The sequence below is a fragment of the Prosthecomicrobium pneumaticum genome (assembly GCF_014199915.1).
Lineage (GTDB): Bacteria > Pseudomonadota > Alphaproteobacteria > Rhizobiales > Kaistiaceae > Prosthecomicrobium > Prosthecomicrobium pneumaticum.
This window is the reverse complement of record NZ_JACHOO010000004.1, coordinates 260902-286664: the sequence shown is the minus strand read 5'-3', so window position 1 is coordinate 286664 and position 25763 is coordinate 260902. Positions and strand designations below refer to the sequence as shown.

The 25763-nt window shown below is 68.8% G+C and carries 26 protein-coding genes; 7 read left to right on the top strand and 19 right to left on the bottom strand.

Translation table 11 applies throughout. The features are described 5' to 3' along the window. Positions 1-63: 63 nt before the first annotated feature. Positions 64-261, top strand: a complete 198-nt coding sequence (locus GGQ63_RS11685) for a CsbD family protein (RefSeq protein ID WP_183855966.1) — start codon at positions 64-66, stop codon at positions 259-261. Positions 262-304: 43 nt separating this feature from the next. Here GGQ63_RS11685 and GGQ63_RS11680 read toward each other — a convergent pair whose 3' ends face one another. Beyond that, positions 305-1090: a response regulator gene (locus tag GGQ63_RS11680; RefSeq protein ID WP_281380141.1), complete on the bottom strand. Its 786-nt coding sequence runs from the start codon at positions 1088-1090 to the stop codon at positions 305-307. Between the two features lie 166 nt (positions 1091-1256). On the opposite strand from GGQ63_RS11680, the gene GGQ63_RS11675 reads away from it, so the two are divergent. After that, a complete protein-coding gene (locus GGQ63_RS11675) occupies positions 1257-1502 on the top strand; it encodes a NepR family anti-sigma factor (RefSeq protein ID WP_183855964.1) in 246 nt (81 codons plus the stop codon). A gap of 23 nt (positions 1503-1525) precedes the next feature. Next, the gene (locus GGQ63_RS11670; RefSeq protein ID WP_183856189.1) at positions 1526-2068 is read left to right on the top strand and encodes a sigma-70 family RNA polymerase sigma factor; all 543 of its coding nucleotides are present in this window, start codon (positions 1526-1528) and stop codon (positions 2066-2068) included. Positions 2069-2275: 207 nt separating this feature from the next. Here GGQ63_RS11670 and GGQ63_RS11665 read toward each other — a convergent pair whose 3' ends face one another. Together GGQ63_RS11665 and ribB are read right to left on the bottom strand one after the other, a co-directional pair. Next, complete coding sequence (locus GGQ63_RS11665; RefSeq protein ID WP_183855962.1) at positions 2276-2446, bottom strand: DUF1328 domain-containing protein; 171 nt, start codon at positions 2444-2446, stop codon at positions 2276-2278. A 141-nt stretch (positions 2447-2587) separates the two neighbouring features. Then, on the bottom strand, positions 2588-3688 hold the full coding sequence (gene ribB, locus GGQ63_RS11660; protein ID WP_183855960.1) for a 3,4-dihydroxy-2-butanone-4-phosphate synthase: 1101 nt from the start codon (positions 3686-3688) through the stop codon (positions 2588-2590). A gap of 141 nt (positions 3689-3829) precedes the next feature. Here ribB and GGQ63_RS11655 point away from each other — a divergent pair, with 141 nt between their 5' ends. Next, complete coding sequence (locus GGQ63_RS11655) at positions 3830-4579, top strand: SDR family NAD(P)-dependent oxidoreductase (RefSeq protein WP_183855958.1); 750 nt, start codon at positions 3830-3832, stop codon at positions 4577-4579. Between the two features lie 135 nt (positions 4580-4714). After that, positions 4715-5455 (top strand): SDR family oxidoreductase, encoded by a 741-nt coding sequence (locus GGQ63_RS11650; protein ID WP_183855956.1) that lies wholly within the window; start codon positions 4715-4717, stop codon positions 5453-5455. A gap of 132 nt (positions 5456-5587) precedes the next feature. On the opposite strand, the gene GGQ63_RS11645 is transcribed toward GGQ63_RS11650, so the two are convergent. Beyond that, entirely contained in the window at positions 5588-6358 is a 771-nt protein-coding gene (locus GGQ63_RS11645) for an IclR family transcriptional regulator (RefSeq protein ID WP_183855954.1), read from the bottom strand. Positions 6359-6460: 102 nt separating this feature from the next. On the opposite strand from GGQ63_RS11645, the gene GGQ63_RS11640 reads away from it, so the two are divergent. After that, entirely contained in the window at positions 6461-6790 is a 330-nt protein-coding gene (locus GGQ63_RS11640) for an L-rhamnose mutarotase (protein WP_183855952.1), read from the top strand. Between the two features lie 224 nt (positions 6791-7014). On the opposite strand, the gene GGQ63_RS11635 is transcribed toward GGQ63_RS11640, so the two are convergent. From GGQ63_RS11635 to GGQ63_RS11565, 15 genes are all read right to left on the bottom strand, one after another. Further along, entirely contained in the window at positions 7015-7998 is a 984-nt protein-coding gene (locus GGQ63_RS11635) for a glutathione S-transferase family protein (RefSeq protein ID WP_183855950.1), read from the bottom strand. A 118-nt stretch (positions 7999-8116) separates the two neighbouring features. Beyond that, positions 8117-9406: a glycerate kinase type-2 family protein gene (locus tag GGQ63_RS11630; RefSeq protein ID WP_183855948.1), complete on the bottom strand. Its 1290-nt coding sequence runs from the start codon at positions 9404-9406 to the stop codon at positions 8117-8119. Continuing rightward, positions 9403-9711, bottom strand: a complete 309-nt coding sequence (locus tag GGQ63_RS11625; RefSeq protein ID WP_183855947.1) for a Dabb family protein — start codon at positions 9709-9711, stop codon at positions 9403-9405. The genes GGQ63_RS11630 and GGQ63_RS11625 overlap by 4 nt, the downstream gene beginning before the upstream one ends. 80 nt (positions 9712-9791) lie before the next feature. Continuing rightward, positions 9792-11435 (bottom strand): GMC family oxidoreductase N-terminal domain-containing protein, encoded by a 1644-nt coding sequence (locus tag GGQ63_RS11620; RefSeq protein ID WP_183856187.1) that lies wholly within the window; start codon positions 11433-11435, stop codon positions 9792-9794. Between the two features lie 72 nt (positions 11436-11507). Continuing rightward, complete coding sequence (locus GGQ63_RS11615) at positions 11508-12281, bottom strand: 3-ketoacyl-ACP reductase (protein ID WP_183855945.1); 774 nt, start codon at positions 12279-12281, stop codon at positions 11508-11510. After that, on the bottom strand, positions 12278-13786 hold the full coding sequence (locus GGQ63_RS11610) for a GMC oxidoreductase (protein WP_183855943.1): 1509 nt from the start codon (positions 13784-13786) through the stop codon (positions 12278-12280). Before GGQ63_RS11610 ends, GGQ63_RS11615 begins: the two co-directional genes overlap by 4 nt. 48 nt (positions 13787-13834) lie before the next feature. Beyond that, positions 13835-14950, bottom strand: a complete 1116-nt coding sequence (locus tag GGQ63_RS11605; protein ID WP_183855941.1) for an ABC transporter ATP-binding protein — start codon at positions 14948-14950, stop codon at positions 13835-13837. Between the two features lie 4 nt (positions 14951-14954). Continuing rightward, positions 14955-15836 carry a carbohydrate ABC transporter permease gene (locus tag GGQ63_RS11600; protein WP_183855939.1) on the bottom strand — a complete coding sequence of 294 codons (882 nt, stop codon included), beginning with the start codon at positions 15834-15836 and terminating at the stop codon, positions 14955-14957. Then, the gene (locus GGQ63_RS11595; RefSeq protein ID WP_183855937.1) at positions 15826-16758 is read right to left on the bottom strand and encodes a carbohydrate ABC transporter permease; all 933 of its coding nucleotides are present in this window, start codon (positions 16756-16758) and stop codon (positions 15826-15828) included. Before GGQ63_RS11595 ends, GGQ63_RS11600 begins: the two co-directional genes overlap by 11 nt. 104 nt (positions 16759-16862) lie before the next feature. After that, a complete protein-coding gene (locus tag GGQ63_RS11590; RefSeq protein ID WP_183855935.1) occupies positions 16863-18101 on the bottom strand; it encodes an ABC transporter substrate-binding protein in 1239 nt (412 codons plus the stop codon). A 50-nt stretch (positions 18102-18151) separates the two neighbouring features. Beyond that, complete coding sequence (locus tag GGQ63_RS11585; protein ID WP_183855933.1) at positions 18152-19663, bottom strand: aldehyde dehydrogenase family protein; 1512 nt, start codon at positions 19661-19663, stop codon at positions 18152-18154. A gap of 1 nt (position 19664) precedes the next feature. After that, positions 19665-20441, bottom strand: coding sequence for an enoyl-CoA hydratase/isomerase family protein (locus GGQ63_RS11580; RefSeq protein ID WP_183855932.1), 777 nt, complete (start codon positions 20439-20441; stop codon positions 19665-19667). Between the two features lie 250 nt (positions 20442-20691). After that, positions 20692-22278 carry an acyl CoA:acetate/3-ketoacid CoA transferase gene (locus tag GGQ63_RS11575; RefSeq protein WP_183855930.1) on the bottom strand — a complete coding sequence of 529 codons (1587 nt, stop codon included), beginning with the start codon at positions 22276-22278 and terminating at the stop codon, positions 20692-20694. A 90-nt stretch (positions 22279-22368) separates the two neighbouring features. Then, entirely contained in the window at positions 22369-23367 is a 999-nt protein-coding gene (locus GGQ63_RS11570; protein ID WP_343061138.1) for a Gfo/Idh/MocA family protein, read from the bottom strand. A 5-nt stretch (positions 23368-23372) separates the two neighbouring features. After that, positions 23373-24431, bottom strand: a complete 1059-nt coding sequence (locus GGQ63_RS11565; RefSeq protein WP_246429737.1) for a LacI family DNA-binding transcriptional regulator — start codon at positions 24429-24431, stop codon at positions 23373-23375. A gap of 149 nt (positions 24432-24580) precedes the next feature. Between GGQ63_RS11565 and GGQ63_RS11560 the strand changes: the two genes are divergently transcribed. Further along, a complete protein-coding gene (locus tag GGQ63_RS11560; protein WP_183855925.1) occupies positions 24581-25750 on the top strand; it encodes a dihydrodipicolinate synthase family protein in 1170 nt (389 codons plus the stop codon). Positions 25751-25763: the final 13 nt, after the last annotated feature.

Here is a 25763-nt window from a genome sequence, read left to right as displayed (position 1 = left end):
CTCGGAACGATTGATGCGAGCGATCATTGTTCTTCCGTCATCCAAGACAATTGGAGAAACGCAATGAACCGTGACACGATCGCAGGCAATTGGAAGCAGCTGAAGGGCCAGGCCCGTCAGCAGTGGGGCAAGCTCACCGACGATGATCTCGACATCATCGAGGGTCGCCGGGAAGAACTCGCCGGAAAGATCCAGGAACGCTACGGCATCGCCAAAGACAAGGCGGAGCAGGAAGTCGACGCCTGGTACAGCAAGCTCTGACGAACCGGCGAAAGGGCCCGCCCCATGCGGGCCCTTTCCGCCCTCACGCGGCGAGCGAGGCCGACGACCGGAAGAACAGAGCTTGGCTGATGGCCGCCTTGACCGTACGGGGATCGAACGGCTTGGTCAGCAGGAAGGTCGGCTCCGGCCGCTCACCGGTCAGCAGGCGCTCCGGAAACGCCGTGATGAAGATCACCGGCACGGCGAAGCTCGCCAGGATGTCCTTGACGGCATCAATGCCCGACGACCCGTCGGCGAGTTGGATGTCGGCGAGGACGAGCCCCGGGCGCCGCGCTTCGACGGCCCGCACCGCCTCGTCGCGCGTGCGCGCTACCGAGGAGACCTGGTGCCCGAGTTCCTCGACAATGCCGGAAAGGTCCATCGAGATCATCGGCTCGTCCTCGATGATGAGGACCGAGGTGCGGGTCTGCCGGTCGATCTCGGCGAGCGCTTCGGTGACCAGACCGCGCACACCGTCTTCGGACAGATCCATGATGCGGGCGGCCTCGGCCTCCGAAAAACCTTCCATCGCGACGAGCAGAAGCGCCTGGCGGCCCGTGGGCGGGATGGTGGAGAGCCGTTCCTGAGCCGTCGCCTCGGCCCCAGTCAGGGACCCTTCGCCGGCATCGACATGGGTGCCGGACCAGAGCGCATGGAAGAGATGATAGAGCGCGACGCGCGGCGATTCGCCTTCGGGAAGTACCGAGGGATCGTCGACGATCGCTTGCAGGCACGCGCGCACATAGGCGTCCCCGCTCTGCTGCCCGCCGGTCAGCGCACGCGCATAGCGGCGCAGGAAGGGCAGATGGGGCGCGAGCGCCTGGGACATGCTGACGGACATTTTTCCCCCTTGTTGTCGAGACGGTCCGCGGGACGAACACAAACGCTATTGTCCGCCCTTGGTTCCTCAAATTTGCTGACCCGGCGGAACCATCCGCGCCCGGAACGATTGCCTAGCGCTGGCCCCTTTTCTGGCCGGCAATCTGGGACGAACCATGACCTCGGGACCCGATAGTGTGAGCAAAGACAAGAACGAGGGCCTGCGTACCCCTTTTCCGGGGGCAGAGCCCCCGGCGGCCAAGGAGGTCGGCCCGCGCAAGGAAGACTGGATCGGACGGCAGCTGCGACGCGTCTTCGATGACGCGCTCGCCGAGCCGCTGCCCGACGACATCATGTCGCTCCTCGAGAGCATCGACAGCAAGATCGCCACCAAGGCCGCGCCGGACGGCGAGCCGACGTGAACGATCCCGAGAAAAAGTTCAGCATGAAGGACGAACTCGTCGCCGCCTTGCCGATGCTTCGGGCCTTCGCCCGATCGTTGGCCGGGAGCCGCGACCGCGCCGACGATCTGGTTCAGGAAACCGTGATGCGGGCGCTCGCCAACAAGGACAAGTTCACCGAGGGCACCAATCTGCATGCGTGGCTGGTGACCATCCTGCGCAACCAGTTCTACTCGGAAGGCCGCAAGCGCCGCCGCGAGATCGAGGATGCCGACGGCAGCCATGCGGCGCGGCTCGCCGATATCGGTGGCCAGACGAGCCGGGTGGAGATGGACGACTTCCTCCGCGCGATGCAGCTCCTGCCCGACGAGCAGCGCGAGGCGCTGATCCTGATCGGCGCGAGCGGCTTCTCCTATGAGGAAGCGGCGGAGATCTGCCGGGTGCGCGTCGGCACGGTGAAGAGCCGCGTCAGCCGCGCCCGGGCCCGGCTCGAGGAAATCCTCGAGGGCGGCGCGCCGCTGCCCGATCCGGAGAGCGCGAAAGCCTCCATGGCCGAGATCGGCCGCGCGCTCGCGATCCGCAGCTGAACCCGCAAGCACCCACAAAAGCCCCGGCGCCGTCGCGGCGCCGGGGCTTTTCGGCTTCTGAACATGCGCAAGCGGGTCCGGCGGAACGAAGGCCGGACGTGAAAAGGCCGACGCCCGGACCGCGGGGAGGGAACGGTCCGGGCGTCGGTCTCAAGCGCGGTGGCGCGCCCCGCCGAGGGGGAGAAGCGGGGCGGCTCTTCCGCGCCGCTAGACGCCTCGCCCGCGGACGAGATGCATGATCGCAGAAATGAGGAAGAGGATCAGCGCGACGACGAAGATGATCTTCGCGATCGATACCGCCGTACCGGCCAGGCCGCCGAAGCCGAGCGCCGCAGCGACCAACGCCACGATCAAGAAAATCAGAGCCCACTGAAGCATCGGAGCCTCCTTTGTCTTTTCCCGGCCGTCGGCCGTTTCGCGGAAGACAATGAAGAGGCTGCAAGCCGGTTCCCGCTCTTGTGATCGCCGTCACAGGGAGGCCGGGGGCGAAGGGCTCGGCGCGGCAGCTCGGCGAGGCGGTCAGTCGCTGCAGATTTCCGTCTTGACGATCTCTATGCCGAAGCCCTGCAGGCCGACGAACTGCCGCTCGTGCGCGGCGAGGAGGCGGATCGAGCGGACCCCGAGATGGCGCAGAATCTGCGCGCCGAGCCCAACCTCGCGCCAGCGCTGGCGGCGGCTCTGCGCCGAACGGTGCCGTTCCTCGCCGTCGGTGCCTTCCGGCAGTCCGTCGGGGCGGATGATCATCGGCGTCCGCAACAGCACGAAGACCCCGCGATCGGCGTCACCGAGCCGCTTCCATGTCGTGCGCAGCCAGGCCTGTGAGCCGTTCTGAATGAGATCGGCGATCGGATCGGCGCGATGGATGCGGGTCGGGATGTCGGATTGCTCGCGCACGTCGCCGAACACGATGGCGAGATGCTGCATGGAATCGAACGGCGTCTCGTAGACGATCGCGTTCGCGGTGCGGCCGCCGATCGCGACGGGGAAGGCATCGACCTCGCGCACGAAGGTCTCGGTGCGGGCGCGATAGGCGATCAGGTCCTCGATCGAGATGATCTTCAGACCGTGCTCGGCGGCGAATTCGAGGAGCTGCGGCAGCCGCTTGACGGTGCCGTCGTCATTGACGATCTCGGCGAGCACACCGACCGGCTCGAGACCCGCGAGACGGGCGAGGTCGGTCGCCGCCTCGGTATGGCCGGAGCGGATCAGCACGCCGCCCTCCCGCGCGATGAGCGGGAAGATATGGCCCGGCCGGACGAAATCGGAAGCCGCGCAATTGTCGTTGGCGAGCGCCGAGATCGTGTTGGCGCGCTCCTCGGCCGAGATGCCGGTGGTGAGGCCGTGCCTGTAATCGACCGTGACGGTGAAGGCGGTGCGCATCGGATCGCGGTTGTTGGCGACCATCGGCGCCAGGTTGAGCGTCTCGGCGCGGTCCGGCATCATCGGCACGCAGATGATGCCGCTCGTATGGCGGATCATGAAGGCGATCTTGTCGGGCGCGGCCTTCGAGGCGGCCATGATCAGATCGCCCTCGTTCTCGCGGTCGGTGTCGTCGACGACCACCACCAGCTCGCCCGCCGCCATCGCCGCGATCGCGTCTTCAACCCTGTCGAGCGCCATTCTCTTCGTCCGTTCCGGCCGTTCAAGCGGTGACCCTTAGCCCCGATCGGGGCGCCGCGCCAGCTTCCCGCCCGTTGTGCCGGCGCGCCGCCGCGCCTAAACAGGGCGCCGCGCACTCGGCGCGGAGGAGAGGACGACGACATGGACGGGATGAGGCGGTTCGAGGGACGCGGCGCCGTTGTGACGGGCGGCGCATCGGGCATCGGCCTGACGACGGCGGCGCGGATCGTCGCCGAGGGCGGCTCGGTCTGCATCTGGGACGTCGACGCCGGCCGGATCGAGGCCGTGAAGGCCGAACTCGGCGAGCGGGCGCACGGCATCGCGGTGAACGTCACCGATCCGGCGGCGGTCGAGGCGGCCGCGGCGACGGCGGAAGGCCATCTCGGCAAGATCGACGTGCTCGTCTGCTCGGCCGGTGTCGCCGGCCAGAACGCGCTCGTCGTCGACTATCCGGTCGAGGAGTGGAAGCGGGTGTTCGACATCAACGTCAACGGCCTTTTCTACTGCAACCGCTACATCGCACCCTTGATGAAGAAGAACGGCTATGGCCGCATCGTCAACGTCGCGTCGATCGCCGGCAAGGAGGGCAATCCGACCGCCTCGGCCTATTCGGCCTCCAAGGCAGCGGTGATCGGCCTGACGAAGTCGCTCGGCAAGGAGCTGGCGCGCGACGGCGTGACGGTCAACGCGATCACTCCGGCAACGGTCGACACGCCGATCCTGCAGCAGGTCAGCCAGGCGCATATCGACTACATGCTGTCGAAGATCCCGATGGGCCGGTTCGGCACGACGACCGAGATGGCCTCGATCATCACCTGGCTGGCGAGCGAGGAATGCTCCTTCACCACCGGCGCGGTGTTCGACGTCTCGGGCGGCCGCGCCACCTATTGAGACGGGCTCCGCCCGGCAGGACCGAAGACGGAGGGCGGCCGCGGGCCGCCCTTTCCATTGCCGGAGAGGCCATTCACAGATAAATGGTTGCTTCATCGGGGAGAGGCGGCTCTCCCGCCGCGACCGGAGGAAAGAATGGTCGATCGTCTGAAGGACAAGCTGTGCGTCGTCACCGCGGCGGCGCAGGGAATCGGACGGGCGACCGTCGAGGCGTTTTCGCGCGAGGGGGCGCGGATCGTCGCGACCGACGTCAACGAGGAGACGCTCGCCGCCCTCGCCGGCATCCCGAACGTCACGACCCGCAAGCTCGACGTGCTCGACGCGGCGGCGATCGCCGCCTTCGCGGCGGAGACCGGGGCGCCCGATGTGCTCTTCAATTGCGCCGGCATCGTCCATGCCGGCACGATTCTCGAGGCGAGCGAGGCGGACTGGGAGCGCGCCTTCGACCTCAACGCCCGCTCGATGTTCCGCCTGATCAAGGCCTTCCTGCCGGCCATGGTGGCAAATGGCGGCGCCTCGATCGTCAACATCGCCTCGGTCGCCGGCGTGCCGATGGGCGTCACCAACCGCTTCGTCTATTCCGCCTCGAAGGCGGCGGTGATCGGCCTCACCCGCTCGATCGCCATCGACTTCATCAAGGACGGCATACGCTGCAACGCGATCTGCCCGGGCACGGTCGAGAGCCCGTCGCTCGAGGGCCGCATGCACGCGACCGGCGATTACGACAAGGCGCGCGCCGCCTTCATCGCCCGCCAGCCGATCGGCCGGCTCGGCAAGGCCGAGGAGATCGCGGCGATCGCCGTCCATCTCGCTTCCGACGAGAGCGGCTACACGACCGGCCAGTGGTTCACCGCCGACGGCGGCATGTCGCTGTAGAAGGCAGGCCCTCACCCTACCCCTCTCCCCCTCGGCTCGGCTGTTGCCGAGCCGAGGGGGGAAAAGGCGAAGTCGGCAACAGCCGAATTCGCCGGCGGGCGAGGGCTCGTCCTCTTCGTGGCGAAGGGGGCCTTACCCCGTCCCGCCCGACAGGCGCGACAGGTCCCGGCCCGCTTCGACGAGGAGAGCGAGGGTGCGGCGCGGATCGGGGCGGTCGTCGCGGTCGATCCGGCGCATATAGGGGCAGGTGAGCGCGGCGAGCACCGTCCCCTCCGGCCCCAGCACCGGAACCGAGATGTTCTGCACGCCCTCGACCTGCGCGCTCGGCATCAGCTCGTAGCCGCGCGCCCGCACTTCGGCGAGACGCTTCGCGAGGCCTTCGGGCGGCGCGGCATCCTCGAAGCCGTCCTCGTGCTCCGCCTCCATGAAGGCCCGCTCGGCCGGTGGCGCGAAGGCCAGCAGCACATGGCCCGAGCCGGTCGAATAGAGGCCGAGCTGCGCTCCGACCCGCATCGTATAGGTGAAATAGCTCGGCGCATCGATCTGCGCGATGACGACGACACGGCCGCGGTCGTAGACGGCGAGATGGCAGGCCTGTTCGGCCGCTTTCGCGAAGGCCCGCATCAGCGGCATGGCCTGGCCGACGAGCCGCCGGGTCGGCGGATGGCGCTGGCCGAGCGCGAAGAGCTTCAGCGTCAGCTCGTAGCGGTCGCCGGCGGTGCGCAGCACATAGCCGCGTCGCACCAGCCGGTCGAGCATGCGGTAGATCTCGTTGGCGCTGCGGCCGAGCGATTTGGCGATCTCGGCCTGCGACAGACCCTCCTCGGCCGCGGCGAGCCGCTCCAGGATGTCGAGCCCCTTGTCGAGCGCCGGCGCACGATAGCGCCCCTCCTCTTCCGCCATGCGGCCTCCCTCGATCGCCGGGCGCAATTTATCAGAGAAGGCCGCCTTCAAATATGGAAGATGGCGGCCTAGTCTCCTCTCCTCGTCCGAGGGAGGAAAAACATGCAGCGCATGGGTCACGTGATCGGGCTGAAGCCCGAGGCGATCGCCGAATACAAGCGCGTCCACGCCGCGGTCTGGCCGGAGGTTCTCGCCATGATCGCCGCCTGCAACATCCGCAACTACACCATCTTCCTGCGCGAGCCGGAGAATGTGATGTTCGCCTATTGGGAATATCACGGCACCGATTTCGCCGCCGACACGGCGAAGATGGCGGCCGACCCGGTGACGCAGAAATGGTGGGCGCTCTGCGGCCCGATGCAGGTGCCGCTCAACACCCGCGCCAAGGGCGAATGGTGGGCGGCGATGGAAGAGGTGTTTCACACGGGTTGAGGGAGGCCGGCAGGACGGGCGGCAGGACGAGCGGCGCTGCGCGCGTCGAGACGGGCGAACACAGCGCGGCTTGATGGCTTCCCGCCGTCGCGGGAAGGACGGGTGGAGCGCGTCTCGTCCAGACGCCGACCGGCACGATTATGGATGCCGGCACCAAGGCCGGCATGACGGATGGCGCGGGCTGCGCGGGTCACCGAACTTGCGCAGCCCGCAGGACCGTCCCTTCACGCTCCGAGGGTCTCGCGGTCGTGCGGGGCGTCGAGGTCGAGGATGGGACCCGACGGGACGATGCCGGGCGGGTTGATGTTGGTGTGGCTCTGGTAATAGTGCTTCTTGATGTGCTCGAAATTCACCGTCGGGCCGACTTCCGGCATCTGGTAGATCGAGCGCAGATAGCCGGACAGCGCCGGGTAATCGGCGATCCGCTGCCGGTTGCACTTGAAATGGCCGACATAGACCGCGTCGAAGCGGACGAGCGTCGTGAAGAGGCGGATGTCGGCCTCGGTGAGCCGGTCGCCCATCAGGAAGCGCTGCCCGGCGAGCCGGGCCTCGAGCCAGTCGAGCGTCTCGAACAGGGCGCCGAAGGCCTCCTCATAGGCGGCTTGCGAGGTCGCGAAGCCGGCTTTGTAGACGCCGTTGTTGACCGTGTCGTAGACCCGCGCATTGACCGCGTCGATCTCGGCCCGCAGCGGCTCGGGGTAATAATCGCCCGCCGCCGCGCCGACGCCGTCGAAGGCGGAGTTCAGCATGCGGATGATCTCGGCCGACTCGTTCGAGACGATCGTCTTCCGCTTCTTGTCCCACAGCACCGGCACGGTGACGCGCCCGTTCGCATGGGGGTCGGCAGCGACGTAGATGTCGCGCAGGAACCGGGCGCCGAACTCCGGATCGGGCACGACGCCCGGCCCCGGCGCGAAGGTCCAGCCGTCGTCCTGCATCAGCCAGTGCACCACCGATACGCCGATCGCGTCCCCGAGCCCCTTGAGCGCACGCATGATCAGCGTCCGGTGCGCCCAGGGACAGGCGAGCGAGACGTAGAGGTGATAGCGTCCGGCCTCGGCCGGGAAGCCGCCCTCCCCGCTCGGTCCGGGGCTGCCGTCCGGCGTGATCCAGTTGCGGAACACCGAATCCTGACGGACGAAGCGCCCGTCCTCGCGCGCCCAGCCGGGCTTTTTCTGCTGCCAGACGCCGTCGACCAGAAGGCCCATGCCGCGCTCCTCTCACGGGATCGGGCGCCGAGGGCCGGCGTCCGTTGCAAAGAGAGATGGCGGAGACGGCGCGCCGCGGCCAGTGACGAAATCCTGAACAATCCGTCGCCGGACGCGATCAGACGATCAGGATTGCCCGGAAGTCGTTGACATTGGTGCGCGTCGGTCCGGTGACGAGAAGATCGCCGAGCGCGGCGAAGGCGCGGTGCGCGTCATGGCCGGCGAGCAGGTCGAGCGGCTTCAGGCCGGCGGCGAAGAGGCGCTCGACGGTCGCCCCGTCGGCGAGCGCGCCGGCATTCTCCTCCGAGCCGTCTATGCCGTCCGTATCGCCGGCGAGCGCGGTGACGCCCTCGAGCCCGGCAATGCCCGTCGCGAAGGCGAGCAGGAACTCGCTGTTGCGTCCGCCGCGGCCGGCGGGACCGCGCACCGTCACCGTCGTCTCGCCACCGGAAAGCAGAAGCACCGGCCGCACGAAGGGCGCATCCCGGGTCGCCACCTCGCGGGCGATCGCGGCGTGGACGAGGCCGACATCGCGCGCCTCGCCCTCGATCGCGTCGGAGAGGATATGGACCGACAGGCCGGCGGCGCGGCCGAGCGCAGCCGCCGCCTCGAGCGACTTGCGCGCCGCGGCGATGGTGGCGACGCTGTCGCGCGCGAAGGCCGGGTCGCCCGGCCGCGGCGCGTCGGCCGCCTCGGTCGCGATCCAGGCCGCCGCCGTCTCCGGCAGCGCCATGCCGTAGCGCGCGATGGTCGCGCGCGCGTCGGCGCGGGTCGCGGCATCGGGGAGCGTCGGACCGGAGGCGACGAGCGCCGGATCGTCGCCCGGAATGTCGGAGACGACGAGGGTCGCCACCCGCGCCGGATGCGCCGCGGCGGCGAGCCGGCCGCCCTTGATCCGCGACAGGTGCTTGCGCACGCCGTTCATCTCGCGGATCGAGGCGCCGGAGGCGAGCAGGAGCCGGTTGACCTGCCGCTTCGCCTCCGCCCCCACCTCATCGGGCGGCAGAGAAAGCAGCGCCGAGCCGCCGCCCGAGATCAGCGCGACGACGAGATCGTCCGCGGTGAGGTCCGAGACGAGATCGAGGATGCGCTGCGCGGCCGCCGCGCCGGCGGCGTCCGGCACGGGATGCGCCGCCTCGACGATCTCGATCGCCCGGCAGGGCCGGCCATAGCCATAGCGCGTCACGACGAGCCCGGCGTCGATGCGGTTGCCGGCCCCGAGCCAGGCGGCCTCGAAGGCCTCGGCCATGGCGGCGGAGGCCTTGCCGGCACCGACCACAATGGTGCGCCCCTTCGGCGGCTCGGGCAGGTGGTCGCGGACCGTCACCGCCGGATCGGCGGCGGCGACCGCCGCCTCGAAAAGGGCGATGAGGAAGCCGCGCGGATCGGCGAAGGGCGAGGGTGTCATCCCTGGTCGAGATCGAAGACGAGGAGGTTTTCGAGGCCGCCGACGAGGGCGACGAGCGCGGTGCCGACCTTGGCGTGCTCCTCATCGGCGAGATAGGCGTCGCGGGCCGCCGCGCCGTCGAAGGTCACGACGAAGCCGTCCGAGAAGCCCTGGTCGAGGCCCTCCGGCGAGACGTTCGGACCGGCGACGACGCCCGCCATGCCGGGGATGCGCGGCTGCAGCGCCTCGACGGAGCGGTAGAGCGCGGCCTTCTCCTCGGCCGTGACCGTAGCGGGGAAGCGGAGGAGCACGATATGGGCGATCATGGGCGGCGTCCTGAACAGAGGGGCCACAAGGCGTAAGGGATTCCGGGCCGTCAGACCAGAGCGGGCGTCCTCGCCCGCGCTCAGGCCGCCTTCGGCCGCATCTCCTCGATCGGCGCGATCGGCACGCGCGGCAGCGGCGCGCGGCCGAGGATCAGGTCGGCCGCCTTCTCGCCGATCATGATCGAGGGGGCGTTGGTGTTCGACGAGTTGACCGTAGGCATGATCGAGGAATCGGCGACCCGCAGCCCTTCGAGCCCGCGCACCTTCAGTTGCGGGTCGACCACGGCGCGGTCATCGATGCCCATCTTGCAGGTGCCGGCGGGGTGATGGTCGGTCTTGGCGTGGCGGCAGCCATACTCGAAGAGTTCGTCGTCGGTCAGGTAATCCGGCCCGGGCAGACGCTCGGCCATGACATAGGGCTTCAGCGCCTTCTGCCGCATGATCTCGCGGGCGAGCTTCAGCCCCTCGATCGACATGCGGCGGTCATAGGGGTCTTCCCAATAGTTCGGGTCGATCAGCGGCGCGGCGGCCGGATCGGCTGAGGCGAGCCGCACCGTGCCGCGGGAGCGCGGCCGCAGGAAGGCCGAATTGAGCGTCACGCCGGCATTCTTCAGCCGTGCGACGCCCGCCTCGATGCCCGAGCCGAGGCCGAGATGGAACTGGATGTCGGGCGACCGGGCCTCGGGATCGGCATACCAGAAGCCGCCGGTCTCGAAGAGCGAGGAGGCGACGGGCCCTTGCCGGAAGAGGAGATATTGCAGGCCGGCGGCGGCCGAGCGGTACCAGGCCGAATAGGGATCGTAGGTGTGCGGGCCGGTGCATTCGGCAATCACGAAGAGATCGAGATGGTCCTGCAGATTGCCGCCGACGCCGGCGAGATCGTGCGCCACCTTGACGCCGACGGCGCGCAGGTGATCGGCCGGGCCGATGCCGGATTGCAGCAGCAGCTTGGGCGAGCCGATCGCGCCGGAGGAGACCACCACCTCCCGCTCCGCGCGGGCACGCCTGGGCGTCCGCTCGTCGCCCTCGACATAGTCGACGCCGACGGCGCGGCCGCCCTCGACGACGATGCGCAGCACGCGCGCACCGGTGACGACCGTGAGGTTCTTGCGGCCCCTCGCCGGCGCCAGATAGGCGACGGAGGCCGAGGAGCGGCGGGCGTTCTTCTGGCTGAGCTGGTAGAAGCCGACGCCGGCCTGCCGGGCGCCGTTGAAATCGTGATTGTAGGGAATGCCGATTTCCTGCGCGGCGCGCATATAGGCGTCGCAGATCGGCAGCGGCGCCACCGGCATCGAGACGCCGAGCGGACCGCCATAGCCGTGGAAATCATCGGCGAAACGCTGATTGTCCTCCGCCCGCTTGAAATAGGGCAGAACCTCCTCATAGCTCCAGCCGCGATTGCCGGCCTGCGCCCACTCGTCATAATCGAGCCGGTTGCCGCGGGTGTAGAGCTGGGCGTTGATCGTCGAGCCGCCGCCGATCACCTTCGCCTGGGTGTAGCGCAGCACGCGGCCCTTCATGTGCTTCTGCGGCACGGTGGACCAACCCCAGGAGCCGATGCCCTTCGTCATCTTCGCGAAGCCGGCCGGCCAGTGATAGAGCGGATGCCGGTCGGTGCCGCCCGCCTCGATGAGCAGCACCGACACGGACGGGTCCTCGGAGAGCCGCGCCGCGATCACGCAGCCGGCCGAACCGCCGCCGACGATCACATAATCGACCATGATCCCTCCCCAGGCCGGCCGGCTCTGCCGCCGTCGCGCCTTTTGGAACGTTCCAAATTCGAGGTCCGAAAAAAGCTAGAGGCGGCCAAGCGAAAGCCCCCCGTCGAGCGCGAGCACCGCCCCGGTCGCGAAGCCGAACGCGCCCGTCGCGAGGCCGACCGCGGCGCGCGCGATGTCGTCCGGCTCCCCCCAGCGGCCGGCGGGCACGAGGCCCTCGGCGATCCGCCGGTCGTATTTCGCCGCGACGCCCGCCGTCATCTCGGTGCGGATGATACCGGGGCGCAGTTCGTAGACGCCGATGCCGGTGTCGGCGAGCCGGAGCGCGAGATTCTGCACGAACATCGACAGGCCGGCCTTCGAGATGCAGTAATCCGCCCGTTCGGGCGAGGCGAGCGCCGCCGAGACCGAGGTGACGGTGATCACCGCACGGCGATGCGGCGATGCGGTGGCGAGCATGCCGGCGACGACCTGCTGGGTGAGGAAGAGCGTGCCGCGCAGATTGACGTCGATGATGCGGTCGAAGTTTTCGGGCTTGAGGGCGAGCAGGTCGCCGCGCTCGACCGCGCCCATGCCGGCATTGTTGACGAGGAGGTCGATCGGCCCGAGCGCCGAAGCGGCGGCCGCGAGCATCGGCCCGTGCTCGTCGAGCGCGGCAAGGTCGAAGCGGGCGCCGAAGGTCCGTGCCCCGGTCGCCCGCACCCGCGCCTCGGCGGGGACGAGATCCTCGGGGGCGGCGCGGTCGGCGAGCACCAGATCATAGCCCGCAGCGCCGAGTGCGGCGGCGATCGCGAGGCCGATGCCGCGCGCCGCACCGGTGACGAGGGCGACCGGCCTGTCTCCCATGCTCATGCCGCGAACCCTGTGGCGATCATGTGATCGGCGGTGCGCAGCGCCTGTGCGGCGATGGTGAGGGCCGGATTGACCGCCGCCGAGGACGGCATGAAGGAGGCGTCGACGACGAAGAGATTGGCGTGATCGTGCGCCCGGCAATAGGGATCGAGCGCCGACGCGCTCGGATCGGTGCCGAAGCGGACGGTGCCGCACTGATGCGAGGGCGTGCGGCGGTCGAACGGCTTGGAGACCACGATCGGGAAGCCGGCGGCGCGGAACTTCTCCTTCATCACCGCGACCAGACGGTCGTGCGCGGCCATGTTCGAGCGCTTCCACTGCAGCACGACCTTGTCGCCGTCGACCCGCACACGGCTCTCGGCATCCGGCAGATCCTCGCTCATCGCGAGAAAGTCGACGGCCCGGCTCGCCATCATGTCGAGGGCGAGGGTCGGCGCCCATCGGATCTGCGCCTTCAGGATCGCGCCGGAGACCCGGCCGAGCAGCTGGACATTGCCCAGCGGCGGCCCGCCGGCCCCGTCCGAGAAGTAGAAGTCGTTGAAGCCGAAGGTCTTCTGATGGATCGCCGTGTTGCGGAAGAGCGGGTCGATGGCGATCACCGCCGTCGTGTTGTGATTCATGAAATAGCGGCCGACCACGTCCGAGCGGTTGGCGAGGCCGGTCGGATGCCGCTCGTCCTTCGAGGCGAGGAGGAGGGCCGCCGATTTCACCGCGCCCGCCGAGAGCACGACGATCTTGGGCGACAGCGTCTTCTCCTCGCCGCGATGGCGATAGACGATGCGGGCGATACGGCCGTCCGACCCCGCGACGAGGCGCAGCACCTCGGCCTCGGTCTCGAGCGTCACGTTCGGATCGCGCAGCGCCGTGTCGAGGCCGCAGGTTTCCGCGTCCATCTTGCCCGAGCGGCTGTCGGGGAAAGCGTCCCAGGGCGTCTTCGCCCGCTTCAGCCACGCCTCGGCATCGACGCCGAGCGGCAGGTCGGAGGGATGCAGCCCCTCGACCTTCAGCCGCGCCCGCACCTCGGCGATCGCGAGCTCGTCGCGCACCGCCGGGAACGGATAACCGGCGGAATGGCGCGGTTCGGTCGGATCCTGGCCGAGCGAGCCGCGCACCCGGTAGAGGCGTTCCGCCCGGGTGTAATGCGGCTCGAGTTCGGCATAGCGATAGGGCCAGGCCGGCGACACGCCATCGCGGTGTTCGAGCACCTCGAAATCCTCGGCGCGGTAGCGGATCAGCACCGCGCCATAGAATTTCGAGTTGCCGCCGACATAGTAGTAATTGCCCGGATTGAAGGCGGACCCGTCGGCGGCATCGTACCAGACCTCCTTCGGGCGGAAATGGCCGCGCTGGAAGATGGCGCGCGGGTCGCGGCATTCCGGCGTGTCGGGGAGCTGCCGGCCCTTTTCGAGAATGGTGATCCGGGCGCCGGAGCCGGCCAGGCCCGCGGCGAGGCTGGCGCCGCCCATGCCGGAGCCGATGATCACGATGTCGGGGCTGGACTGCATTGGAACGTTCCAAAGTGAAGAGGGACGCGGCCGGAGGGCCGCGCCGCCTCAGGCGACGCGCTTCTCGGTGGCGGGGTCGAAATAGACCGCCTTGTCCATGTTGAAGGCGAAACGTGCCCGTTCCTTGGCGCGCACTGCGGCGTCCGAGCGCATGCGGGCGATGACGTGCTTGCCGCCGAGCGAGGTGACGACGAAGGTGTCCGAGCCGGCGGGCTCGACGACATCGACATGGCACTCCGCGTCGACGACGGTGCGGGCGTTGCGGTCGGCGCCGTCGGCATCGGTGATCGCCTCCGGCCGCACGCCGAGCAGCACCTCGCGGCCGATCTGACCGGCGAGCTTCTGCGCCGCCGCGCCGGTATCGAGCGTCAGCTCGGCCTCGCCGGTGCGGGCGAGCGCGACGACGGTGCGGCCGTTCTCCTCCCGCACCTTCGCCGGCACGAGATTCATCGAGGGCGAGCCCATGAAATCGGCGACGAAGACGTTGACCGGATTGTTGTAGATCTCGGCCGGCGTGCCGAACTGCTGCAGCACGCCGTCGCGCAGCACGGCGATCTGGGTGGCGAGCGTCATCGCCTCGATCTGGTCGTGCGTCACATAGACGATCGTCGTGCCCATCCGCTCGTGCAGGCGCTTGATCTCGGTGCGCATGTCGACGCGCAGCTTGGCGTCGAGGTTCGACAGCGGCTCGTCGAACAGAAAGACCTGCGGGTCGCGGACGAGCGCCCGGCCCATTGCGACGCGCTGGCGCTGGCCGCCCGAAAGCTGGCTGGGCTTGCGCTTCAGGAGATGGCCGATCTGCAGCATCTCCGAGACGCGGGCGACCGCCGCTTCGCGCTCCGACTTCGCCACGCCGCGCATTTCGAGACCGAAGGCGATGTTCTCCGCCACCGTCATGTTCGGATAGAGCGCATAGGACTGGAACACCATGGCGATGTCCCGTTTCGAGGGATGCAGCTCGTTGACCCGCCGCCCGCCGATCCGCACCTCGCCGGAGGTGATCGTGTCGAGACCGGCGATCATCGACAGGAGGGTGGACTTGCCGCAGCCCGACGGGCCGACGAGCACGAGGAAAGCGCCTTCGTCGACCGAGATGTCGATGCCCTTCAGCACCTCGGTCGAGCCGAAGCGCTTCACCAGATGATCGATTTCCAGGAACGCCATGGGTTCAGCCCTTCACTGCGCCCGCCATCAGGCCGCGCACGAAATAGCGGCCCGAGACGATATAGACGATGAGAGTGGGAAGGGCGGCCATGATCGCGCCCGCGAAATGCACGTTGTATTCCTTCACGCCGGTCGACGACGAGACGAGGTTGTTGAGCGCCACCGTCATCGGCTGGGAATCGGCGCTCGAGAACGAGGCGCCGAACAGAAAGTCGTTCCACACATTGGTGAACTGCCAGATCACCGTGACGACGATGATCGGCCCCGACGAGGGCAGCAGGATGCGGCGGAAGATGCCGAAGAAGCCGGCGCCGTCGATCTGCGCCGCCTTGACCAGCTCGGTCGGGAAGGCCTCGTAATAGTTGCGGAAGAACAGCGTCGTGAAGCCGAGGCCGTAGACGACGTGGACGAGCACGAGTCCGGAGGTCGTGCCGGCGAGGCCGAGCAGGCCGAGGATGCGCGCCATCGGGATCAGCACGATCTGGAACGGGATGAAGCAGGCGAGGAGCATCATCGCGAAGACGACCGTCGAGCCCGGGAAGCGCCATTTGGTCAGCACATAGCCGTTCAGCGCGCCGAGAATGGTCGAGATCGCCACCGCCGGGATGACCATGACGATCGAGTTGATGAAATAGGGGCTCAGGCCGGTCGGGCTGACGCCGATCTGCGCCGTCGACCAGGCGCTCTGCCACGGCGCGAGCGTGAAGGCCTGCGGCAGAGCGAGCATCGCGCCGCCCTGGATCTCGGCGAGCGGCTTCACCGAGTTGACGAGCATCACATAGAGCGGCAGCAGATAGTAGAAGGCGAAGACGATCAGCGCCGTATAGATCACGGCGCGCGTCACGCGCCCGGTGCGGACCGCGGTATCGGGCGAACTAGCGGCCATTCGACTGACCTCCGCGGACTTCGGCGTAGATGTAGGGGATGATCACCGAGGCGATCATGATGAGCATGATCACCGCGGAGGCGGCGCCGACACCCATCTGATTGCGGGTGAAGGTGTAGGAATACATGAAGGTCGCCGGCAGCTCGGTCGCCCGGCCGGGTCCGCCATTGGTCAGCGCGATGACGAGGTCGTAGGACTTGATCGCGAGATGGGCGAGCACCACGAAGGCGGAGAGGAAGGCGGGCCGGAGCTGCGGGATGATGATCCGGCGGTAGAGATTGAAATTCGACGCGCCGTCGATCTGCGCCGCCTTGATCATCTCGTTGTCGATGCCGCGCAGGCCGGCGAGGAACATCGCCATGACGAAGCCGGAGGACTGCCAGACCGCGGCGATGACGACCGTATAGATCGCCATCTGCGAGTCCTTGATCCAGTTGAAGGTGAAGGTGGTGAAGCCCCAGGACCGGACGATCGTCTCCACGCCGATGCCGGGATCGAGAAACCACTTCCAGGCCGTGCCGGTGACGATGAAGGAGAGCGCCATCGGATAGAGATAGATCGGCCGCAGCAGGCCCTCGCCGCGGATCTTCTGGTCGAGCAGGATAGCGAGGCCGAGCCCGATCACCGAGCAGATGACGATGTAGAGCGAGCCGAAGATGGCGAGGTTCTTCAGCGCCAGCCACCAGTTCGGCTGACCGAACAGGCGCGTGTAATTGGCGAGGCCGACCAGATCGAAGTTCGGCAGGATGCGCGAATTGGTGAAGGACAGATAGCCCGTGAAGAGGATGAAGCCGTAGACGAAGACGACAATGGCGGCGAAGCTCGGCGCCAGCACGATCTTCGGCAACAGGCCCTGCAGGCGCTCCATCGCGCCGGATCGTTCCGGACTATGCACGTGGCCCCGGTCGGCGGCGATCGCCATCGGCCCGTCCCTCCCCTCGATGACTGTGGATGGTAGCATCCCGTCCCGCCGGTCGACCGGCGGGACGGAGAGAAAGCGGGTCCCTGGCCGGGACCCCGTGCGGCTCACTTCGCCGCTTCGACCGCGGAGACGAGCTCCTTGACCGCGGCCGCCGAGTCGTACTGGCCGTTGAAGGCCGCCGTCACGACGTCGTAGATCGCGTTCTTGATCGCGGCCGGCTCGGCATGGCCGTGCGCCATCGAGCCGTAGAGATGGCCGGAGGCCGAGGCCTCGGCGAGGTCCTTGATGCCCTTCTTGCCGCAATCGTCGAAAGCGGTGTCGGGAACGTCGGTGCGCGCGGGGACCGAACCCTTGACGACGTTGAAGGCCGACTGGAAGGTCGGGTTCATGATCGCCTTGGCGAGCTTCTCCTGCGCCGAACGCTGGGCCTCACCGACCTTGAACAGCGCGAACTGGTCCGAGTTGAAGGTGACCGAGCCCTGCGTGCCGGGGAAGCGGAAGCACAGGAAGTCCTGGCCGGGCTTCTTGCCGGCGTTGAGGAACTCGCCCTTCGCCCAGTCGCCCATGAACTGCACGCCGGCCTTGTCCTGGATCACCATCGCCGAGGCGAGGTTCCAGTCGCGGCCCGAGAAGTTGTCGTCGACATAGGTGCGGATCTTGGCGAGGCGGTCGAACGCCTGCTTCATCGTGTCGGAGCCGAGCGCCTCGGGGTCGAGGTCGATCAGCGCCTTCTTGTAGAAGTCGCCGCCGAAGGAGAGCACGATCGCGTCGAAAATCGTCGCGTCCTGCCAGGGCTGGCCGCCATGGGCGACGGCGGTGTAGCCGGCGGCCTTGATCTTGTCGAGCGCGGCGACCAGCTCGTCCCAGCTGGTCGGCTGGGCGATGCCGAGTTCGTCGAAGATCTTCTTGTTCGCCCAGACCCAGTTGGTCGAGTGGACGTTGACCGGGGCGGCGACCCACTTGCCGTCATACTTCGAGAACTTCTGCAGCGCCTCGGGGACGACCTTGTCCCAGCCCTCGGCCGCGGCGATGTCGTTCAGGTCCGCAAGGGCGCCCTGCGAGGCCCAGTCGGTGATGTCGAAGCCGAGCATCTGCACCGCGGTCGGCGGATTGCCGGCGGTGACGCGGGCGCGCAGAACGGTCATGGCCTGCTCGCCACCACCGCCGGCGACCGGCATGTCGGTCCAGGAGACGCCCTGGCCTTCGAGGTCCTTCTTCAGGACGTTGAGGGCCGCGGCTTCGCCGCCCGACGTCCACCAGTGCAGCACTTCGACCGACTCCTGGGCGGCAGCCGAAAGGGCCGACGCGGACAGGAGCGCGGTCGCGAGCAGAAGCTTACGCATGTTCGTCCTCCACATGTGTTGCCGGCGCCCCCTCGGACACCGGGGTTTCCTCACCGTCTCACCCACCAAGAGGTGCGGGGACCGCGATGGATCTGAATTGTTTTGGGTTCCGAATAATCCTCTACGGCGTGTTTGCCAAGCTCTCTTCCGAGGCCCGACTGCTTGAATCCACCGAAGGGCAGTTCGGGGTGTCCGTCCATGAAGGTGTTGACCCACACCGTGCCGGTGCGCACCGCCCGCGCGAAGCCGAGCGCGGTGTCGATGTCGGCGCTCCAGACGCCCGCCGAGAGGCCGTAATCGGTCGAATTGGCGAGCGCGACGGCCTCGCCGAGATCCGAGAAGGTGAGCACGGAGACGACGGGGCCGAACACCTCGTCGCGGGCGATCGGCATGTCGGGGGTCACGCCCGACACGATCGTCGGTTCGAGATACTGCCCTGCCGCCGAGGCGAGGCGGCTGCCGCCACGCAACACCGCACCTGCGCCGGTCGCCGCGGCGACCGCACTCTCGATCTTCGCGAGATGGTCGGGCGTGATGATCGCGCCGACATCGGTCGCCTCGTCGAGCGGATCGCCGACCACCACCTCCTTCCGCCGGGCATCCATCGCGGCGAGGAAATCCTCGGCGATGTCGCTGTGGAGCAGCAGGCGCGAGCCGGCATTGCAGCATTCGCCGGCGTTGAAGAAGGCGCCGAAGAGGGCCGCATCGACCGCCGCCTCGATGTCGCCGTCGGGGAACACGACCTGCGCGTTCTTGCCGCCCAGCTCCATCGAGACCTTCTTCAGGGTCTTCGCCGCCGATTCCATCGCCCATTTGCCGACGCGGGTGGAGCCGGTGAAGGAGATCATGTCGACGTCGGGATGGCTCACCATCGGCGCCCCGACCTGCGGGCCGGTGCCCATCACGAGATTGACGACGCCCTCCGGCAGGCCGGCTTCCATCAGCAGGCGGACGAGCAGCACGGTCGAGGCCGAGGTGAGCTCGCTCGGCTTCATCACCACCGTGCATCCGGCGGCGAGCGCGAAGGGCAGCTTCTGGCCGACGATCAGGAAGGGGAAGTTCCACGGCGTGACGATCGCCACCACGCCGATCGGCTGGCGCAGCACGACGCCGAGCATGTCCTCGCCGAGATTGGCGTAACTCTCGCCGTGCAGCGTGCGGGCGAGCGAGGCCGCGTAGCGCCAGATGTCGACCGCACCGGCGACCTCGCCGCGCGCCTGGCGGATCGGCTTGCCGCTCTCGAGCGCGTCGAGCCGGGCGATCTCCTCGGCGTTGGCGGCGATGAGATCCGCGGTCCTGAGGAGGACGGCGGCGCGCTCCGAGGCCTTCATCCGCGGCCAGGGGCCGAGATCGAAGGCCCGCCGCGCCGCGCCGACCGCGGCATCGACGTCGGACGCGCTCGCAAAGGCATAGCGGCTGACGACCACGCCGTGGCCGGGGCTCGTCCGTTCGCCGGTCACTCCCTCGGCGCCGTCCGTCCAGCGGCCGTCGATGAAGAGCTGGTAGCGGCCGGGGCCGGCCGTCGTCTCGGCGAGGGTCGCCGGATCGATGCGGAGCGTCATGTCACTTGTCCTCGAAACGGGGCGCGCGCTTCTCGCGGAAGCTCGCGACGCCCTCGGCAAGGTCGGCCGTGGTGGCGACGAGACCGCCGGCGAGGCTCTCGAGCGCGGCGTCGCGCTCCTCGCCCTCGGCGGCGTTGATGAGCTGCTTGGTGATCTGCACCGCGGCCGGCCCGCGCGCGGCGATCCGTGCGGCGAGCGCCCGGCCCGCGGCGAGGCCCTCGCCCTTCGGCACGACCTGATGCACGAGGCCGAGGCGGAGCGCCTCCTCCGCGCCGATCATGTCGCCGGCGAGCGCCATCCGACGAACCACCGCGGCGCCGAAGCGGCGCACGAGACGCTGCGTGCCCGACCAGCCCGGCGCCATGGCGATGCCGGTCTCGGGCAGGCCGATCCGGCCGTGCGTCTCGAGGATCAGGAAATCGGCGGTCGCGGCGAGCTCGAGCCCGCCGCCGAAGGCGTGGCCGTTCAGCACCGCGACGAGCGGCTGGCGGAGCCGGGCCAGACGATCGAAGACGCGATGGCCGGTGCGGATCCAGTGGCGGGCGAAGCCGATCGGATCGAGATCCGCCCAGGCGGCGATGTCGCCGCCCGCCGAGAACGCCTTCTCGCCGGCGCCCGTGATGATCGCGGCGCGGGCCCGGCTCGCCTCGACGGCGTCGACCCAGGATTCGATGCCGGCGATCATCGCCTGATCGAGGGCGTTGAGCTTCTCCGGGCGGTCGAGCGTCAGGATGGCGACATCACCCTCGACCTCGGAACGGATACGGGTCTCACTCATGCCGCTTCTCCGAGGAGAGGAACGCCCGGACCGCCCCTCTCCCGCGCGCGGGAGAGGGCTTCCGGACTTGGCGTCGCAGGCCGCGCAGCGGCCGAGACGCTTAGGCCGGAAGGGTGAGGGCACCTCCGGCGGCCGGCGAGGAAGAACCCCTCACCCTTCGCATCTAGGCTCGCTTCGCTCGCCAAGAGGCGAAGCCCTCTCCCGCGCGCGGGAGAGGGGGCGGTGCCGTCGGGGTCATCGACGATGGCGCTCATGCCGCTTCTCCGAGATCGAGGCCGATCGGCTCGGGATGGTAGAGCGCCGCCGGGGAGACCTCGAGATCGGAAGCGACGCCGAGCGGGAACGCGGCCTTGCCGAGCACGTCGCGCTCGAGATCGATGCCGGGCGCGATCTCGGTGACGACGACGCCCTCGGCCGTCAGCTTCATCACGCAGCGCTCGGTGACATAGGTGATGTCCTGGCCGCGGGCGACGCCGTTGCGGCCGGAGAAGGTCACGTGCTCGACCTCGTCGACGAGCTTCGCAACCTTGCCTTCCTTCTCGATCACCACGCGGCCGTCGACGACCGCGAGCTTGGCGCCGGCGTTGAAATAGCCCGAGAAGACGATCTTCTTCGCCCGCGTCGTGATGTCGACGAAACCGCCTGCGCCCGCCGTGACGTGTGGCCGCGCCGCGAGGCGCGAGACATTGACCGAGCCGGCCCGGTCGATCTGCAGGAAGGAGAGCAGCGAGCAGTCGAAGCCGCCGCCCTGGAAATAGACGAACTGATGCGGCGAGGGGAAGATCGCCTCGGCGTTCGAGGCGCAGCCGAAGGCGAAATCGAGCAGCGGCACGCCGCCCACCGCGCCTTGCTCGATCACCCAGGTGACGTCGCCGTGCCGGCCCTCCTCGAGCAGGATGCGCGGCACATTGGCCGATATGCCGAAGCCGAGATTGACCGCCCAGCCGGCCTTCAGCTCCATCGCGACACGCCGGGCGATGACCTTGGCGATATCGAAGGCGGGGGTGCGGAAGGAGGAGAGCGGCCGGAAGATCTCGCCCGAGATCGCCGGATCGTAGACGGTCTGCGTCGTCTGCATCTGGTCCGGCGCGACGACGATGTGATCGACGAGCACGCCCGGCACGTGCACGGCGTGCGGCTTCAGCGTGCCGGCCTCGGCAAGGCGCTTCACCTGCGCAATGACGATGCCGCCATTGTTGCGGACGGCGAGCGCCTGGTCGACATTGCCGAGGAAGGCGCCCTCGTGCTCGAAGGTGAGGTTGCCGCGCTCGTCCGCCGTGGTGGCGCGCAGGATCGCCACCTGTGGCGCGATCGCCCGGAAATAGAGCCATTCCTCGCCGTCGAACTCGATCTTCTCGACGATCGGCTCGGCGGCCGCCTTGGCGTTCATCGCGCAGCCCTGGCGGTCGGGATCGACGAAGGTGTCGAGGCCGACCTTGGTCAGCACGCCCGGCCGCTTCGCCGCCGCCTCGCGATGCATATCGAAAAGGATGCCCGAGGGAACATTATAAGCCGGCAATTCATCGCCGCCGATCATCTGCCAGATCAGTGGCGGCTCGGCCGAGGACGGGCCGGAGGGATAGGAGCCGGCGATCACCTTGCCGAGCAGGCCGGCCTTGGCGATGTGGTCGATGCCCTTGATGCCCGACATGTCGCCGGCGGCGATCGGATGGAGCGTGGTGATCGCCTTCGGATGGCCCTCGGTCTCGAAGCGCCGGCCGATCGCGGCGAGCACCGCATCCGGGCAGCCGAGCCCGCTCGAGGACGAGACGGTGACGACCGCCCCGTCCGGAATGAGCGCCGCGGCCTCGGCCGCCGAGATCACTTTCGACTTCATTTCAGAGACTTCCAACCCTTGATGACATGAGCGGCTGCCCCCTCTCCCGCCTGCGGGAGAGGGCGAGGGCGGCCGCCCCAGCGACGGCACTCACAGGCCGGTCTCCACCGGCACGGTCCGGCCGGTCTCCGCCGCGGCCAGCACGGCGAGACCGAAGGCGAGCGAGCGGATGCCATCCTCGCCGTCCGCCGCCGGACGGCCCTCGCCGGCGATCGCAGCATGGAAGGCGGCGAGCGCGGTGACGTAGAGGCCGGTGCGATCGAAATCGAGCGAGCGCTCACCTTCCGCGGTGCGCAGCACGACCTCGCCGATCGGCCGCTGCGTCATCACGTCCCGTGCGATCAGAGAGCCCTCGGTGCCGTGCACCTCGAAGCCGGTGCCGGCAAACTTCGCCGTGAAAGCATCGTGCGTCTGGGCGATCAGGCCGGAGCGGAAGCGCACCGTCGTCATCACGGCGTCGGCGAGCCCGGCCGACGCCATGCCGCCTCCTTGCGTGATCGCGGCGACCGCTTCGGGCTCGTCGTCGAGGACGAAGCGCAGCGTGTCGGCGTCGTGCACGGCGATGTCGAGCACCACGCCGCCGCCGGCCGACGGATTGGTGATCCGCCAGCCCTGCAGGCTCTCCGGCAGGTAGACGGCATGGAAGACGCGGGCGGCGAGCGGCCGGCCGATCAGCCCGTCCTTGATCGCCTGGCGCATCGCGCGATGCGCGCCGGCATTGCGCAGATGATGGTTGGTGGCGAAGACGACGCCCGCCGCCCTCCCCGCAGCGACCATCGCATGGGCGTCGCCGAGCGACAGGGCGAGCGGCTTCTCGCAGAGCACGTGCTTGCCGGCCTTCGCCGCCGCGATCGCCTGGTCGCGGTGCAACTCGTTGGTGGTCGAGATATAGACCGCGTCGACCGCCGGATCGGCGAGCAGCGCGTCGAGATCGGTGGTCGCCTTCTCGATGCCGTTCGCGTCGGCATAGGCGCGCGCCCGCTCGGCATTCGAACTCATCACCCACGATACCGTGCCGCCATTGTCGCGGATCGCCCCGATGACGAACTCGCGGGCGATGTTGGACGCCCCGATCAGGGCCCAGTTGATGCTCGTCACGACGGTCTCCTCACCTCTTTCGCCCCGCAGCTCTCGCGCACGACGAGCTGGACCTCGCCGATGTGCTCCTCCGGCCGCGTGTCGCCATGGATCATCCGCAGCACCGCATGGGCGGCCCGCTCGCCGAGCGCCAGCGTGTCGACATGCACGGTGGTGAGCGCGGGATTGGTGTGGCGCGCCTCGCGCACATCGTCGAAGCCGACGAGGCCGAAATCGCGGCCGGCGGCGAGCCGCCGGCGCTCCAGCCCGTCGAGCACGCCGAAGGCGACCACATCGTTGAAACAGAGCGCGGCGCTCGGCGGCTCGGCCATGTCGAGCACGCGATCGATCGCGGCGAGGCCGCCCTCGCGGTTCGGCGGCCCCTCGACGATCAGCGCCCGGTCAGGAACGATCCCAGCCGCGTCGAGCGCGGCGAGATAGCCGCCGGAGCGCTCCGCCTGCGCGCTCATGTCGGCATAGCCGCCGAAGAAGGCGATGCGGCGGTGACCGAGGCCGATCAGATGCTCGGTCGCCCGGCGGGCGCCGCGGAAATTGTCCGGCGCGACCGACGACACCCGCAGGCCGGCGAGCCGGCGCATGGCGAGCAGGATCGGGAAGCCGCGGCTCGCGAAGCTCTCGATCTCCGCCGCCCGCGTGCCGCGCGCCGGGCAGATGATCAGGCCGGCAATGTCGTGCTCGCTCATCGAGCGCAGAACTTCGCCCTGCCGCGTCGGGCTCTCGGTGGTGTTGGCGATGAAGGGGATGTAGCCGGCGGTCTGGAACACCCGCTCGATGCCGACCGCGAGCTCGGCGAAGAAGGGGTTGGCGAGATCGTTGATCACCATGCCGACGATGTTCGAACGGGCGCTCCTGAGATTGGCGGCGCCGCGGTTGTAGACATAGCCGAGCGCCTCGATCGACGAGAGCACCCGTTCGCGGGTCTCGGCCTTGACGAGCGGCGAGCCCTGCAGAACCAGCGAGACGGTCGATTTCGAGACGCCGGCATGGCGCGCGATGTCGATCACGGTGACCCGCGACGACCCGCCTCCCGCATTCGGCATCTCTCCCAGGGACATCGGCTTCTTTCGGCCAAGTTTGGAACGTTCCAATTCGGATAGGCCTTCCCGGCGCGAGCGTCAAGAGGTTCCGGGGCGCGTTTCCGCCGCTTGTGAATCGCCGGGAAGAGGGATATTGGAACGTTCCAAATCTTCGGGGAGGATGTCCGATGTCGATCCGTCTCGTTCTGCCGACCCGCGCGGGCGGTCTCGCACCCTTCACGATGCCGGAGCGGCGGGATTTCGGCGCGATCGATCCGGCCCGCTTTTCCCGCGTCGCCTATGCCGCCGCCCATGTCGTCGCCGATCCGCTGCGCCAGGACGATCCCTTCGGCCGGGCCGCGGTCGACTGGGACGCGACGATGGCCTTCCGCCGTCATCTCTGGTCGCTCGGGCTCAAGATCGCCGAGGCGATGGACACCTCGCAGCGCGGCATGGGCTTCGACTGGGGCTCGGCGCAGGAGCTGATCCGCCGGTCGATCGCCGAGGCGCGGACGATTGCGGGGGCCGATCTCGCCTCGGGCGCGGGCACCGATCATCTCGATCCGGCCGCCGCCCGTTCGCTCGACGATGTCGTCGCGGCCTATGAGGAGCAGCTCGGCTTCGTCGAGGGCGAGGGCGGCAAGGCGATCCTGATGGCGAGCCGGGCGCTCGCCCGCCTCGCCCGTTCGGCCGAGGACTATGCCGCGGTCTACGACCGGATCCTGTCACAGGCCGCGCGGCCGGTGATCCTCCACTGGCTCGGCGCGATGTTCGATCCGGCCCTCGCCGGCTACTGGGGCTCCGACCGGTTCGAGGACACGCTCGACACCGTCGTCGACCTGATCGGCCGCCATGCGGCGAAGGTCGAGGGCATCAAGATCTCGCTGCTCGACGCGGACAAGGAGGTGGCGCTCCGCCGCCGCCTGCCCGCCGGCGTGATGATGTTCACCGGCGACGATTTCAACTATGCCGAGCTGATCGCCGGCGACGCGCTCGGCCACAGCCACGCGCTGCTCGGCATTTTCGATCCGATCGCCCCGGCGGCTGCGGCGGCGTTGACCCGGCTCGGCGAGGGCGATCTCGACGCTTTCCATGCGATCCTCGGCCCGACCGTGCCGCTGTCGCGCGCGATCTTCGAGGCGCCGACGCAATACTACAAGGCCGGCGTCGTCTTCCTCGCCTGGCTGAATGGCTTCCAGGATCATTTCACGATGGTCGGCGGCATGCAGGCAGGGCGCGGCATCGCGCATTATGCCGAGGTCTTCCGCCTCGCCGCCGAAGCCGGCCTGCTGGCCGACGCGGACCGGGCCGCCGCGCGAATGCGCGGCCTCTGCGCGATCCACGGCGTCGCCGCATAAGGCAGCGAGGCGC

Coding starts and splice junctions, on each gene's coding strand:
- GGQ63_RS11625 (WP_183855947.1), bottom strand. CDS start 9,711: ATGATCGCCCATATCGTGCTCCTCCGCTTCCCCGCTACGGTCACGGCC.
- GGQ63_RS11565 (WP_246429737.1), bottom strand. CDS start 24,431: ATGTCCCTGGGAGAGATGCCGAATGCGGGAGGCGGGTCGTCGCGGGTC.
- GGQ63_RS11590 (WP_183855935.1), bottom strand. CDS start 18,101: ATGCGTAAGCTTCTGCTCGCGACCGCGCTCCTGTCCGCGTCGGCCCTT.
- GGQ63_RS11605 (WP_183855941.1), bottom strand. CDS start 14,950: ATGGCGTTCCTGGAAATCGATCATCTGGTGAAGCGCTTCGGCTCGACC.
- GGQ63_RS11580 (WP_183855932.1), bottom strand. CDS start 20,441: ATGAGTGAGACCCGTATCCGTTCCGAGGTCGAGGGTGATGTCGCCATC.
- GGQ63_RS11675 (WP_183855964.1), top strand. CDS start 1,257: ATGACCTCGGGACCCGATAGTGTGAGCAAAGACAAGAACGAGGGCCTG.
- GGQ63_RS11680 (WP_281380141.1), bottom strand. CDS start 1,090: ATGTCCCAGGCGCTCGCGCCCCATCTGCCCTTCCTGCGCCGCTATGCG.
- GGQ63_RS11635 (WP_183855950.1), bottom strand. CDS start 7,998: ATGGGCCTTCTGGTCGACGGCGTCTGGCAGCAGAAAAAGCCCGGCTGG.
- GGQ63_RS11595 (WP_183855937.1), bottom strand. CDS start 16,758: ATGGCGATCGCCGCCGACCGGGGCCACGTGCATAGTCCGGAACGATCC.
- ribB (WP_183855960.1), bottom strand. CDS start 3,688: ATGGCGCTCGACAGGGTTGAAGACGCGATCGCGGCGATGGCGGCGGGC.
- GGQ63_RS11585 (WP_183855933.1), bottom strand. CDS start 19,663: ATGACGCTCCGCATCGATCCGGCGACCCTCGCCGAGACGACGGCCGGC.
- GGQ63_RS11575 (WP_183855930.1), bottom strand. CDS start 22,278: ATGAAGTCGAAAGTGATCTCGGCGGCCGAGGCCGCGGCGCTCATTCCG.
- GGQ63_RS11685 (WP_183855966.1), top strand. CDS start 64: ATGAACCGTGACACGATCGCAGGCAATTGGAAGCAGCTGAAGGGCCAG.
- GGQ63_RS11670 (WP_183856189.1), top strand. CDS start 1,526: ATGAAGGACGAACTCGTCGCCGCCTTGCCGATGCTTCGGGCCTTCGCC.
- GGQ63_RS11560 (WP_183855925.1), top strand. CDS start 24,581: ATGTCGATCCGTCTCGTTCTGCCGACCCGCGCGGGCGGTCTCGCACCC.
- GGQ63_RS11665 (WP_183855962.1), bottom strand. CDS start 2,446: ATGCTTCAGTGGGCTCTGATTTTCTTGATCGTGGCGTTGGTCGCTGCG.
- GGQ63_RS11600 (WP_183855939.1), bottom strand. CDS start 15,836: ATGGCCGCTAGTTCGCCCGATACCGCGGTCCGCACCGGGCGCGTGACG.
- GGQ63_RS11615 (WP_183855945.1), bottom strand. CDS start 12,281: ATGAGCATGGGAGACAGGCCGGTCGCCCTCGTCACCGGTGCGGCGCGC.
- GGQ63_RS11610 (WP_183855943.1), bottom strand. CDS start 13,786: ATGCAGTCCAGCCCCGACATCGTGATCATCGGCTCCGGCATGGGCGGC.
- GGQ63_RS11630 (WP_183855948.1), bottom strand. CDS start 9,406: ATGACACCCTCGCCCTTCGCCGATCCGCGCGGCTTCCTCATCGCCCTT.
- GGQ63_RS11645 (WP_183855954.1), bottom strand. CDS start 6,358: ATGGCGGAAGAGGAGGGGCGCTATCGTGCGCCGGCGCTCGACAAGGGG.
- GGQ63_RS11640 (WP_183855952.1), top strand. CDS start 6,461: ATGCAGCGCATGGGTCACGTGATCGGGCTGAAGCCCGAGGCGATCGCC.
- GGQ63_RS11650 (WP_183855956.1), top strand. CDS start 4,715: ATGGTCGATCGTCTGAAGGACAAGCTGTGCGTCGTCACCGCGGCGGCG.
- GGQ63_RS11655 (WP_183855958.1), top strand. CDS start 3,830: ATGGACGGGATGAGGCGGTTCGAGGGACGCGGCGCCGTTGTGACGGGC.